The organism is Sedimenticola selenatireducens (assembly GCF_007625115.1).
In the GTDB taxonomy this organism is placed as follows: domain Bacteria; phylum Pseudomonadota; class Gammaproteobacteria; order Chromatiales; family Chromatiaceae; genus Sedimenticola; species Sedimenticola selenatireducens_A.
This window is the reverse complement of record NZ_VMNH01000030.1, coordinates 54,489-66,352: the sequence shown is the minus strand read 5'-3', so window position 1 is coordinate 66,352 and position 11,864 is coordinate 54,489. Positions and strand designations below refer to the sequence as shown.

12 protein-coding genes are annotated in these 11,864 nt (G+C 53.6%); 5 read left to right on the top strand and 7 right to left on the bottom strand.

Features of this window, described 5'->3' with window-relative positions; genetic code table 11:
• Positions 1-155: 155 nt before the first annotated feature.
• Positions 156-494, bottom strand: a complete 339-nt coding sequence (locus FHP88_RS17900; RefSeq protein ID WP_260843359.1) for a helix-turn-helix domain-containing protein — start codon at positions 492-494, stop codon at positions 156-158.
• A 263-nt stretch (positions 495-757) separates the two neighbouring features.
• Between FHP88_RS17900 and FHP88_RS17895 the strand changes: the two genes are divergently transcribed.
• Positions 758-964, top strand: a complete 207-nt coding sequence (locus FHP88_RS17895; protein ID WP_144360462.1) for a hypothetical protein — start codon at positions 758-760, stop codon at positions 962-964.
• Positions 965-1,260: 296 nt separating this feature from the next.
• On the opposite strand, the gene cadR is transcribed toward FHP88_RS17895, so the two are convergent.
• Positions 1,261-1,668 carry a Cd(II)/Pb(II)-responsive transcriptional regulator gene (gene cadR, locus FHP88_RS17890; protein ID WP_004364961.1) on the bottom strand — a complete coding sequence of 136 codons (408 nt, stop codon included), beginning with the start codon at positions 1,666-1,668 and terminating at the stop codon, positions 1,261-1,263.
• 95 nt (positions 1,669-1,763) lie between these two features.
• Here cadR and FHP88_RS17885 point away from each other — a divergent pair, with 95 nt between their 5' ends.
• From FHP88_RS17885 to FHP88_RS17875, 3 genes are read left to right on the top strand one after another with little or no spacing between them, the layout of a single operon-like run.
• On the top strand, positions 1,764-2,660 hold the full coding sequence (locus tag FHP88_RS17885; RefSeq protein ID WP_004574643.1) for a cation transporter: 897 nt from the start codon (positions 1,764-1,766) through the stop codon (positions 2,658-2,660).
• A gap of 3 nt (positions 2,661-2,663) precedes the next feature.
• The gene (lspA, locus tag FHP88_RS17880; protein ID WP_089140475.1) at positions 2,664-3,176 is read left to right on the top strand and encodes a signal peptidase II; all 513 of its coding nucleotides are present in this window, start codon (positions 2,664-2,666) and stop codon (positions 3,174-3,176) included.
• 21 nt (positions 3,177-3,197) lie between these two features.
• The gene (locus FHP88_RS17875) at positions 3,198-4,487 is read left to right on the top strand and encodes an ISL3-like element ISPpu12 family transposase (protein WP_132705916.1); all 1,290 of its coding nucleotides are present in this window, start codon (positions 3,198-3,200) and stop codon (positions 4,485-4,487) included.
• Positions 4,488-4,607: 120 nt separating this feature from the next.
• Here FHP88_RS17875 and FHP88_RS19585 read toward each other — a convergent pair whose 3' ends face one another.
• Positions 4,608-4,901, bottom strand: coding sequence for a replication initiation protein (locus FHP88_RS19585; protein ID WP_186297789.1), 294 nt, complete (start codon positions 4,899-4,901; stop codon positions 4,608-4,610).
• Between the two features lie 237 nt (positions 4,902-5,138).
• Between FHP88_RS19585 and FHP88_RS17860 the strand changes: the two genes are divergently transcribed.
• A complete protein-coding gene (locus FHP88_RS17860) occupies positions 5,139-8,174 on the top strand; it encodes a type III restriction-modification system endonuclease (RefSeq protein ID WP_144360461.1) in 3,036 nt (1,011 codons plus the stop codon).
• Positions 8,175-8,313: 139 nt separating this feature from the next.
• On the opposite strand, the gene FHP88_RS17855 is transcribed toward FHP88_RS17860, so the two are convergent.
• The 4 genes from FHP88_RS17855 to FHP88_RS17840 all read right to left on the bottom strand — a co-directional run bounded on the left by FHP88_RS17855 (position 8,314) and on the right by FHP88_RS17840 (position 11,803).
• Entirely contained in the window at positions 8,314-8,955 is a 642-nt protein-coding gene (locus tag FHP88_RS17855; protein WP_144360460.1) for a hypothetical protein, read from the bottom strand.
• A 237-nt stretch (positions 8,956-9,192) separates the two neighbouring features.
• The gene (locus FHP88_RS17850; protein ID WP_144360459.1) at positions 9,193-9,627 is read right to left on the bottom strand and encodes a hypothetical protein; all 435 of its coding nucleotides are present in this window, start codon (positions 9,625-9,627) and stop codon (positions 9,193-9,195) included.
• A 551-nt stretch (positions 9,628-10,178) separates the two neighbouring features.
• The gene (locus FHP88_RS17845; protein ID WP_144360458.1) at positions 10,179-10,742 is read right to left on the bottom strand and encodes a lytic transglycosylase domain-containing protein; all 564 of its coding nucleotides are present in this window, start codon (positions 10,740-10,742) and stop codon (positions 10,179-10,181) included.
• Positions 10,742-11,803: a nitrilase-related carbon-nitrogen hydrolase gene (locus FHP88_RS17840; RefSeq protein ID WP_186297788.1), complete on the bottom strand. Its 1,062-nt coding sequence runs from the start codon at positions 11,801-11,803 to the stop codon at positions 10,742-10,744. The genes FHP88_RS17845 and FHP88_RS17840 overlap by 1 nt, the downstream gene beginning before the upstream one ends.
• Positions 11,804-11,864: the final 61 nt, after the last annotated feature.

Below are 11,864 nucleotides of genomic sequence, written 5' to 3'. Positions count from 1 at the left end.
GCACAATGAATCTCCTGCTCCCTTCATTTGGACGAAGTCGGCAAACGATATTCTTGAGAAAGTTAAACGTGGACGTCAAACGCTTGATAAGTTACAAAGCGTTTGACGGGGTACACTAGCTTGTTGCGAGGGAATCGCGTTCAGCGTGGCTTGGTCTACTTTGTGGGATCTGGGTCGTCTGGTGGGATAAGCAGTACAAATACTTCTACGCCGAGAACCCGACCGAGGCTTTCCAGGTTATCCAGGCTGACATTCATCCGTGCGTTTTCCAGTCCGCCTATGAATGATTTGGATAGCCCAGATAGGTCTGCAAGCTCTTGCTGGCCGTATCCGTGCGCTTTTCTGAGTCGGAGTAGGTTCTTTGCTAAGATCGCCCGTGCACTTTTACTGATCCCGCTATTGCTCTGGTTCTTCATTCTTTCACGGGCCGCTCTTGTTAGGCGCTGGACGATGTTTTGCGGACTATCGTTCAACCCTGTTGGCATGTCGCTCATCAATTCCCTTTTGGCTTGTTGCTTCCGTTTGTGTGCTTATTTTGCCCTGCTCCGGCTTTCGCTTCCAGTTCCTTTTTTCTGCGGTGGGAATATAATAGGACTTTAGCCGGTCGTTTTCGATGAAAAGGGAATGCTGTGCCCAGGCTGCGTTACCGTGTCCTCGCTTCGCTGCGGGCCGCATCATCCACTAGCCTGGCCCTTTATCATCGTTCACTTCCCCGGCTTTACAGGACGCCAATTCACACAGCGCAGGAGAGCGTAACATGTCAGAAGCAAGCACCAACAAGCCAAGCCTTATCGCCTACACCGTCACCGGCAGCGATGAAAAAAGTTACTTCAATCGGATCGGCGCGGCCTGGCCCAACAGCAAAGGCGGCTTTCAGCTTCGCCTCTTCGCCACCCCGGTAAATGGTGAAATCGTCCTGCTGCCACCCAAGGAGCGGGTCCCTGCGGAGCCTGCAGAGGAATAACCAAACAATCAGGCCGGGCTAAGGCCCGGCCATAGGAGGGATCGCTATGTACTTCTTACTTTCTGTCGCTGCCGCTTTCGCTATCGCGTATGCGGTTGCTTTTGTGCTGGGCATCGTGCTCGGTGCTGTCTGGATCATCCTGAGCGCCGGCGTTCGGCGTCTCTGGCGGACTTTGCTGCCAGGGTGATTTTTTCACATGTGAAAATTATGGGTAAGCGGATTAAATGGTTGATCTTACCTTTGCATGAGAGTGAGACAGACCGGCATCTCATCGGATTATCTGGTTGATGCTTCACCTACTGCTGGTGCATGTTTCCTTCGCTAATTCCAGCAAGAACCCCACACGCCTCAACTTCCCGGTCATCGTTGCAACTCGCTCTCAGTGAAACGAGTTGTTTCTCAAGCGCTTGCAGAGCGGTTATCTGCGACCGCACATGAGAGATGTGATCATCGAGCAAGGCGTTGACGGCGGTACAAGGCTGATGAGGGTCGTCCTGATAGCTCTGTAGTTCGTGAATCTCAGCCAGTGACAGGCCCAGGATTCTGCAGCGACGGATGAAGGCCAGCCCCTCACCATGCTTCTCGGTATAGACACGGTAACCGTTGTCCTGCCGATCAGGCGGCGGCAACAAGCCCTGCTGTTCATAGAAGCGGATCGTCTGTGTTTCGACCCCTACCAACTGCGCCAACTGACCAATGCGCATCAGCCTCCTCCCCAACGGATTCTTTACTCTATTGACCTTATAGTAGTTTTATAGTTTTAAATGGTACCACAACATTGTTCAAGTGGAGTCGTATCATGAGCAAATCCTGTGGTGGCGCCTGTGGCGGTGATGCAACGTCCGCAGCGGATACCGATATACAGGCCTCCTCCGAGGCGCCAGGGAGATGGGTCAGTGTTTATGCCGTGCCGAAGATGGACTGTCCATCAGAAGAACGAATGATTCGCCTAGCCCTGAACGGCTTTGAGGAGATTCGGGCGCTGTCCTTCGACTTGTCGAACCGCCGGCTGAAGGTCGTGCATGACGGCGAGGTCGAGCCCGTCACCTCGAAACTGAAGACCTTGGGGCTAGGCGCCTCGCTTCAGGAAACCGTCGCTGCAAATCCGGAGACCATCAAGGCCGCCGAGTTTTCGGCAGCTTCTGCTAAGCAAGAATCCGGGACCCTGCGCTGGTTGCTCGGCATCAATGCACTTCTGTTCGTGGTGGAAATGACTGCCGGTCTGATCGCCCAGTCCACCGGCCTGATTGGAGAATCCCTGGACAATTTTGCCGATGCGGCGGTGTACGGGCTTGCCCTTTATGCGGTTGGACATAGCGTGAAAATGCAGGTACGTGCCGCGCATCTTGCTGGTGTACTGCAACTGATCTTGGCTGTGGGCGTGCTCGTAGAGGTGGTGAGACGCTTTGTATTCGGTAGTGAGCCTGAATCGCTGGTGATGATGGCTATCGCATTCGTCGCATTGATTGCCAATACCAGTTGTCTGCTGCTCATATCCAAACATCGGGAAGGCGGGGCGCACATGAAGGCAAGCTGGATATTCTCGGCCAACGACGTGGTGATCAACCTGGGGGTCATCACCGCCGGCGCCCTGGTCGCGTGGACCGGTTCCAATTATCCGGATCTGATTATCGGCACCATCGCGGGGGGCATTGTACTTAACGGTGCCAGACGCATTTTGGCGTTGAAGGGTTAAATAATGCTCATTATTGGCAAAAAGCTCTCGCCGTATGCCCTATTGTCCATATCGGGCCTGCTGGCAGCGTCTGATCAGGCTGTAAAGTGGCTGGTGCAGCAATCAATGGCCTATGGCGAGTATGTTTCGGTGACCCCGTTCTTTAACTGGGTGCACCTATGGAACACCGGTGCCGCATTCAGTCTTTTTGCGAATGGTGGAGGCTGGCAGCGCTACTTTTTTATCGGAATCGCGGTAGTGGTCTCGATTTTTCTGATCAACCTGATCCTTGAAAATCGTCATAAAGGAGAAGCCATCGCTTACAGTCTTATCCTCGGTGGCGCCATGGGCAACCTGATTGACCGGGTCTTTCGCGGCTATGTTGTGGATTCCTTTGATTTCTATTGGCGAGACTGGCATTGGCCGGCCTTCAACCTGGCTGATATTGCAATTGTCCTCGGTGCCTTACTTTTCGTTTCCAGCAGCTTGTTGGGTAAAAAAGCAAACACCAATGCCGAGCCGGATGGATCTGACTGACACCTACGCCTATACAACACCATGACCGAACTTCCCGACAACATCCTTCACCTGCCGCAATACCAAGTACTGGGCTGCAAATCAACCGACGACGAAATGCACTTCCAGGTGGACGTGCCCGATCCCATCGCCTGCGAGGAATGCGGCGTGCAGGGTGAGTTCGTACGGTTCGGCAAGCGTGACGTTCCCTATCGTGATCTGCCCATCCACGGCAAGCGGGTCACTCTCTGGGTGGTCCGCCGCCGATACACCTGCCGGGCCTGCAAGACAACATTCAGGCCCCAGCTACCGGAGATGGTGGACGGATTCCGTATGACACTGCGGCTGCATGAGTACGTGGAGAAGGAATCCTTCAACCACCCCTACACCTTTGTGGCGGCACAGACCGGCCTGGACGAGAAGACGGTGCGCGACATCTTCAACGCCCGCGCCGAGTTCCTGGGGCGCTGGCACCGCTTCGAGACGCCCCGCATCCTGGGCATTGACGAGCTATACCTGAACAAGCGCTACCGCTGCATTCTGACCAACATTGAGGAGCGAACCCTGCTCGACCTGCTGGCCACCCGCCGCCAGGACGTGGTGACCAACTACCTGATGAAGCTGAAAGACCGGCAGAAGGTCGAGATCGTCAGCATGGACATGTGGAACCCCTACCGGGCAGCGGTCAAGGCTGTGCTGCCCCAGGCCCGTATCGTGGTCGATAAGTTCCATGTGGTGCGCATGGCCAACGATGCCCTAGAGAAAGTGCGCAAGGGCCTCAGAAAGGAGCTGAAACCGTCCCAGAGCCGGACTCTCAAGGGAGACCGGAAAATCCTGCTGAAACGCGCTCACGAAGTCTCAGACCGGGAGCGCCTCATCATGGAGACCTGGACAGGCGCGTTCCCGCAACTGCTGGCCGCCTACGAGCACAAGGAGCGCTTCTACGGCATCTGGGACGCCACCACACGGCTCCAGGCAGAAGCCGCCCTGGACGAGTGGATAGCCACCATCCCGAAGAGCCAAAAGGAAGTCTGGAGCGATCTGGTCAGGGCAGTGGGAAACTGGCGCGAAGAGACCATGACCTACTTCGAGACGGACATGCCCGTCACCAACGCTTACACGGAGTCCATCAACCGACTGGCCAAGGACAAGAACCGTGAAGGGCGCGGTTACTCCTTCGAGGTGATGCGGGCACGAATGCTCTACACCACGAAGCACAAGAAGAAGGCACCGACTGCGAAGGTCTCTCCTTTCTACAAGAAAACCATCGGTTACGGACTGCCGGACTTCGCAGAGGAACTCAACTACGGAGTCGATCTATCAACCATCTGAGGGTGGTATCAGATTGATGGGGTGAAGGTGCCCCATCAACCATTAAATCCGTATACCCAAAATTATTAGGGGCGCTTAGCCCCTCTTTTTTGCTCCGGGATTATTTGTGCATGGTGCCCGCTAGATGCCCAAGGCTAATTGTTGTTTCTCTTGGAAGTCGAAAGCTACCCCAGTGACCTTTCTCCCTTGAGTCACCTTCTCCCACTCGACCTTGTAAATGGATCTTTCGTTGATTTCTTCTGTCGCGGGTTCGATCACGCGCTTTCTGAAATCCGCGAACTTTTCATATTGCTTTGCTCCGATCTGTAGAATCTCCCGTAGCTCGCCAATTTCAAACTGCCTTTTTCCGAACTTCCGATCTGGCTCAAAAGCTGTCTGTTGACTATGGCATCCACGAGAAGACCGCCCCGGCACTGCTGCGACAGCTGAAGGAGGCCGGCATTCTATTGGAGCTGCAGCCGGGTAGCGGCCGCCGTGCGGCCACCCTGTGCTTTCCCAGGCTGATCAACCTTGCCGAAGGTCGGGAGGTGCTATGAACCGCTTGAGTAACGCCCGGACTCCACAAAACTCGTTGTGGAGTCTTTTTTTAGTTTTGCACTCCACTAATGTGGTAGCGGTGTATGGCGACTCCACAAACAACAAGGCAAGCACATGAAGCTACACTTTGAACCCAACCTCGACTACCAGATGCAGGCCATCGAGGCCGTGTGCGACCTGTTCCGCGGCCAGGAAATCTGCCGTACTGAGTTCACCGTGACCATGAAAGCCCCGGCTACTGCGGATAGCGACCTGTTCCCCGGCACCCAGCCCGAACAGATGACTCTGGGCATGGCCGAATCCGATCTGGGCGTGGGTAACCGCCTGACCCTGCTGGACGACGAGCTGCACAAGAATCTGGCGGATATCCAGCTACGAGGCGGCCTGCCGCCCTCCGGCAGTCTGACTTCCGGTGATTTCACCGTGGAGATGGAAACCGGCACAGGCAAGACCTATGTCTACCTGCGCTCGATATTCGAGCTGAACAAGCGCTATGGCTTCAGCAAGTTCGTGATTGTGGTGCCTTCGGTGGCGATTAAGGAGGGCGTCTACAAGACCCTGCAGATTACCGAAGATCACTTCAAGGGCCTGTATGCCGGCGTGCCCTTCGATTACTTCCTGTATGACTCCAGCAAGCTCGGCCAGGTGCGTAATTTCGCCACCAGCTCCAACATCCAGATCATGGTGGTTACGGTCGGGGCCATCAACAAGAAGGATGTGAACAACCTCTACAAAGATAGCGAAAAGACTGGTGGCGAGAAGCCTATCGACCTGATCAAGGCCACCCGGCCGGTGCTGATCGTAGACGAGCCACAAAGCGTGGACGGCGGCCTGAAGGGCGCTGGCAAGACCGCGCTGGACGCCATGAACCCGCTATGCACCTTGCGCTATTCCGCGACCCATGTGGACAAGCATCACATGGTGTTTCGCCTGGATGCGGTGGATGCCTACGAGCGCAAGCTGGTCAAGCAGATCGAGGTGGCCTCGGCCACGGTAGAAAATGCCCATAACAAGCCCTATGTTCGGCTCGTGGCGGTCAGCAACAAGCGCGGCACCATCAGCGCCAAAATTGCGCTGGATATGCAAATGGCAGGTGGTGTACAGCGCCAGGAAGTCACGGTGCAGGATGGCGACGATCTGGAGCAGACCAGCAAACGGGCGATCTATGCCGATTTTCGCGTCGGCGAGATCAACACCGCCAAGGGCGAGGAGTTCATGGAGTTGCGCTATCCTGGCGGGGAAGCCTTTCTTGCCCCGGGACAGGCCCACGGCGATGTGGACGCCCTGGCCGTGCAGCGGGAGATGATTCGCCGCACTATCCGCGAACACCTGGACAAGGAAAAGCGCCTGCGCCCGCTGGGCATCAAGGTGTTGTCGCTGTTTTTTATCGACGAGGTGGCTCGTTACCGTACCTATGACGCCGACGGCAACGCGGTGAAAGGTGACTATGCCCGCATCTTTGAAGAGGAATACCGTCGTGCCGCCAAGCTACCGGCCTACCAGAGCCTGTTTACAGAGATAGATCTGGACAGTGCCGCCGAGGAGGTGCACAACGGTTATTTCTCCATCGACAAGAAGGGTGGTTGGAGCGATACCGCCGAGAACAACGCCGGTAATCGAGAGAATGCCGAGCGGGCCTACAACCTGATCATGAAGGAGAAGGAAAAGCTGCTTGGCTTTGAAACGCCGCTGAAGTTCATCTTCTCCCACTCCGCGCTGAAGGAAGGTTGGGACAACCCCAATGTATTCCAGATCTGCACACTGCGCGATATCCAGACCGAGCGCGAGCGCCGCCAAACCATCGGGCGAGGTCTGCGACTGTGCGTCAACCAGAAGGGCGAACGAGTGCGTGGCTTCGAGGTCAACACCCTGACCGTGGTGGCGACGGAGAACTACCAGCAGTTTGCCGAAGCACTGCAGAAAGAGATCGAGGACGATACCGGCATTCGCTTTGGCGTGGTCGAACCGCATCAATTTGCCGCCATTACCGTGGTGGGTGAGGATGGCGAGGCTGCACCACTCGGAATGGAGCAGTCCCAGGCGCTGTGGAATCACCTGAAAGCCGCCGGCCACATTGATGCTAAAGGAAAAGTACAGGATTCCCTTAAAACAGCGCTCAAGGACGGTACCCTGACCCTGCCTGCCGAGTTTGATGCCCAGAAAGGGCAAATCGCCGAAGTACTACGCAAGCTCTCCGGCCGGCTCGAAATCAGGAATGCGGACGAGCGCAAACAGATTGCTCTACGCAAAGGTCAGGACGGCAAGGCGATCTACCTCAGCGAGGAATTCAAGGCGCTGTGGGATCGCATCAAACACCAGACGACCTATCGCGTGCAGTTCGACAACGACAAACTGGTGACTGATTGCATCGCTTCGCTGCAAAAGGCCCCGTACATCGCCAAGGCACGTCTGCAATGGCGCAAGGCCGATATAGCCATTGGCAAGGCGGGCGTGGAAGCCACCGAAAAAGCCGGGGCCGCGACGGTGGTCCTGGACGAATCGGATATTGAACTGCCAGACGTACTGACCGACCTGCAGGATCGGACACATCTGACTCGCCGCACGATCACTAGCATTCTGACGGGCAGTGGGCGACTGGATGACTTCAAACGCAACCCGCAGCAATTTATCGAGCTGGCCAGTGGCATCATCAATCGCTGCAAGCGACTGGCCCTTGTGGATGGCATCAAATACCAGAAGCTCGGCGATCAGCACATCTATGCCCAGGAATTGTTCGAGCAAGAGGAACTGACGGGCTACCTGAAAAACCTGCTGCTGGATACGCAGAAATCAATATACGAGCATGTGGTCTACGACTCTACCACCGAGCACGACTTTGCCGATGCGCTGGAGAAGAATGACGCCATCAAACTCTACGTCAAGCTGCCAGGCTGGTTCAAGGTGCCGACCCCGCTAGGTAGTTACAACCCGGACTGGGCGGTACTGGTAGAAGAAGATGGCACCGAGAGGTTGTACTTCGTGGTGGAAACCAAGAGCAGCCTGTTTACTGACGATCTGCGCGACAAGGAGAGCGCAAAGATCGAGTGTGGTAAGGCGCACTTCGCGGCGCTGGCCGAAGGCGACAATCCGGCACGTTATGTAGTGGCACGTTCGCTGGATGATGTGCTGAATGAAGCCGCTGGTACGTAGGACGGCTCACGGCCGGAGTAACGATGCCGCTTTGTTGCTGCCACCAAAGGGTATGTCTGCACGGGCGGTCATATGTCTGCCCTACAACAAAGTCCATATGCGATTGCCCTACAAATCAATAAAGGAGAACAGTTTAGAATTAACTATCAGATTTAAACTCAACAACATTACTATTATCTTTTTTATTTTCGAGAACCAAGCCTTCATCATCAAGCATACTCATATCTCCAGCTGCATTTTTGAGAATTTCCATCACCTTGTGAATCTTCTTTGCTCTCGCTCTAGATTTTTCTATTTGTTCATCTCCACCGAGAATATTTAATATAGATTTTGAGTTTTCAAGCCTATCGATACTATTTTCCAAAGAACTTAGCAATGTTTTTAGTAGATAAGTATTTGCTGACTCTGTTCCTAACACGCCTTTCCTCATTAGTTCATCAACAAACTTTATTTTTAGTTCAGGATTACTGTCAGGATGAATATATGAACCCTTTTTATGATCTAACTTCAGAGCAAAGTCTAGAAACATAGAACTTACATTAATACAATCCTCTATCGTCATTTTATAAAACATAAGCGAAATTTGATTGTTCTGTGCACGGCTGGTTTTTGAAGTAGAACCTTTTATTTCTAGACAATCGTAATATGGTCGCCGACCAGCTGTAGAAATTCCATCTTCTACAATTTCGTACGATGAATTCAATTTTCCTCGAAGAGTCTTAAAGGCTTTAGTTTTACTTTTATCGTACTTATGCCCATATCCAGATAACAAAAAATCCATCTATCTCTCCTTAGTTATTTCACTCTAATTTAAAAAACTAATTTCACCATCACTACTTTTCCATTCAGTGATTAAAGGCCTACGCAGCAATCGGATCATTACCAATCTAGTTGCAAGACCCGAAACCCCAGAACCGAAATTGACGCTTATCCGGGAGGGAGTCTCGCCCGGCAGAATATACAGCATTATCAATCCGCTTCTGACCCCATTGCCTTTGTCGTCAGCTGAAGCGAGGTATTAGGGGCTCTCTATGGATGCGAACTTGGTATTGAGTTCAGCCAAGCATTCTATTAACTCGCGGTGAAGACAGTCAGCCGTTATATATTGTGCCTCCACCTTGAAATCACTAGCAGCACCATAGCGGAGCATGTGTTGCTTGTAATAGGAGTTGAGAATCTTCAACTCTTTCATCGCCTCCTTGGAGAACAAGGCCTCGGTAGAGCCCTCATTTATTTCGTTAATGAGCAACTCAAGATCGTGCCCATAGTCACCTTTCAGTTTTTGTTCGAACTTTTCATAGTTGCGTGAAAGAAGGAGTGCCTTGCCGATGCATTCAATACCTTGACACACAAGGTGCAGATAGACGAACTTGTGACCTTCGTAAGCCTTGACCAATCCACCGGCCATGACGAAGCTGCGGCCCTTTTCGAACATCGGAAAAGTGATGTGCATGGATGATCCCTCGTAAATACATAGGGTCAGACTTGATCGATCGCTTTAATCGCGTCTGCCCCACTTATTTTCAGTCTTTGGGGTTGAGTGACACCCATTATTGTTTGTTTTTAGAGATTCCCATAATAGAAAAGCCTTCTCTCTGAAAAGAACCGTTTTCTTGGAGTACTTTTATTGGGTGCACGTACCGCAATTCAAGGCGAGGACGATAGAAATTATTATATGCTTCCTCCCATTCCTTGCTTGATCCACCAACAACAGGACTAGCGCTAAAATTAGTTACTACTCTACTTCTTTCATAGCATTTTACGCGTAATTAAATCAATGACATACATACGCCCTAGGCGATTCTAGTTCTAAACGCAGCGTGACACAACCGAAATGAAACATTTTTGGACGAACATTATGTGTCTCCACCATCCCCATACAAATCCAAAGGTATTACAGCGGCTATCAGATCAAACTGGCCGCGCTGCAGATGAATGGCGAATCGTTCTCCTGGCGCCTAAAGAATCAGAGTAAAGAACCAGCCGTGCTCCAGCCCGGCTTACTCATCTAAAATCAACGGCCATATCGTCCAGACTTTCCTCATCCCTCCCGACAGTAAACACCACCTCCATGGTGGAAGCAGCGGGATCGACGCCATATCTAATATAGTGTGTCACTCGCTCAACATAACCATTCGAGAAGCCTTTCCAGGTGCTTCCAGTGTTGTACAGCGACAACGCGCCTTGCATCTGCGAATAGGGGGAGGGGAATACGTTACCCTGACCGTTGACCTGTGCCACTGCATCCAGGTATATCTGGCTTCCCAGCTGGATATTCCGACAAGGCTCAAAGGCCTCTGCAATGGAAGCACCCATCCGAGCCAAGTTGTCGCTATTCACCTGCATCAACCCCACATCGACGCTATAGCCCCGAGACACCAGGTCAACTGCCACCATGACCGCCTCGGTCAGACTCTTGGGCCGTACCCATCGAGGGGCAGCCTGTCCCCTCCGTGTATTAACGCCCAGAGCATAGGGCAAACGCCGGGATTCCACCTGGACAATGGCCTCGACTACTTCCGCCGGCGCACCTAAATTGCACTCTTCTATGAGGAGAGGTAAGTCCATTATCGATTCACCGCATAAATCAATGATTTATCAAAAAGCGAGGCCCAGGCCTTCAGCGCAGACACCTGTATCGCCGGGATATCGCCGCCCCTGGCCCACCAGTCATTACTCATACCGATCAGGACATCCGGATCGGTGGACATGGCCACCAGGGGAGGCCAGAACAGCAGCTGTTCATAACAGATCAAAAACGCCGACCGCCTACCATCAATCTCAACCGACTGCGGAGCAAACCAGGCGGGGAGGGCGCTCTGATCACTCCAGGGTCGCCACATCGACACCGGCACCGGCATCAGTTGCTGATACACCGGATCGCCACCGGCACTGGTCAATCGGACAGCGGCGTTTTTATAGCCCTTCTGCGTGGGCAGCTCAGCACCAAACAGGATGGTCTGACCGCGACCCTCGGCGCGTCGCGCCAATTCATCCCAAAGAAAAAGAGACGCGTCACTCCACTGACCGACGATGGTTTCAGGTAAGATCAGGACTCGCTCATTTCGGCGCATCAACTGATCAACAAGTGATTGTTGACGTTGTGCCGCCGTCAGTCCGGACGTCGATCCAGAGGCCATCAGGTAGGAAGTATTGACGGCCGCCCAGTGCGGAGGAGGGGCCTTCACACTTAGCGGTGTCACCATTGAGACCATAAACCAGAGGATGGCTAAGAGCGGGAAGCGAGAGGCTAGGCACACCGCCACAAACGTAGCACCCAGGCCAAACCACCCCCAGCCTGGCAGTAACACCCCGGCAGCGGTTAAGGGATTGGTCCAGCCCACTATGCCGATAGGTGGCACCGATACCAGCACCAAAATCACCGCAAAACGCCAGATCGCCGGATTACGCCGCCACAGCAAGGCGTAGGGCAAGGACAGCAGCAGCGAGGCCCCGATCAACAGCAGCCAACCATTTTGGGTGCCCTGCCCAAAAAACACTGCCGCGCCGGCGGGGATGTCTCGCGCCGCCACCAGGTAATAGGTCAGGGCGATCAACCAGGCGAGCAAACGGCTGTGCGCGATGCCCCAGAAGGACGGCAAAAAGAGCGCGGCACCCAACAAGATCACCTCGCCATGCCACGCCAGATAGGCGGTCAAGCCGGTGAGCGTTAGGAGCGTTCCCGCGTAG

Bases quoted from the DNA above. Each gene is read 5' to 3' on its own strand.
- FHP88_RS17885 (WP_004574643.1), top strand. From the start codon at position 1,764: ATGAGCAAATCCTGTGGTGGCGCCTGTGGCGGTGATGCAACGTCCGCA.
- FHP88_RS17895 (WP_144360462.1), top strand. From the start codon at position 758: ATGTCAGAAGCAAGCACCAACAAGCCAAGCCTTATCGCCTACACCGTC.
- cadR (WP_004364961.1), bottom strand. From the start codon at position 1,668: ATGCGCATTGGTCAGTTGGCGCAGTTGGTAGGGGTCGAAACACAGACG.
- FHP88_RS17845 (WP_144360458.1), bottom strand. From the start codon at position 10,742: ATGGACTTACCTCTCCTCATAGAAGAGTGCAATTTAGGTGCGCCGGCG.
- FHP88_RS17860 (WP_144360461.1), top strand. From the start codon at position 5,139: ATGAAGCTACACTTTGAACCCAACCTCGACTACCAGATGCAGGCCATC.
- FHP88_RS17900 (WP_260843359.1), bottom strand. From the start codon at position 494: ATGAGCGACATGCCAACAGGGTTGAACGATAGTCCGCAAAACATCGTC.
- FHP88_RS17850 (WP_144360459.1), bottom strand. From the start codon at position 9,627: ATGCACATCACTTTTCCGATGTTCGAAAAGGGCCGCAGCTTCGTCATG.
- FHP88_RS17875 (WP_132705916.1), top strand. From the start codon at position 3,198: ATGACCGAACTTCCCGACAACATCCTTCACCTGCCGCAATACCAAGTA.
- FHP88_RS17855 (WP_144360460.1), bottom strand. From the start codon at position 8,955: ATGGATTTTTTGTTATCTGGATATGGGCATAAGTACGATAAAAGTAAA.
- lspA (WP_089140475.1), top strand. From the start codon at position 2,664: ATGCTCATTATTGGCAAAAAGCTCTCGCCGTATGCCCTATTGTCCATA.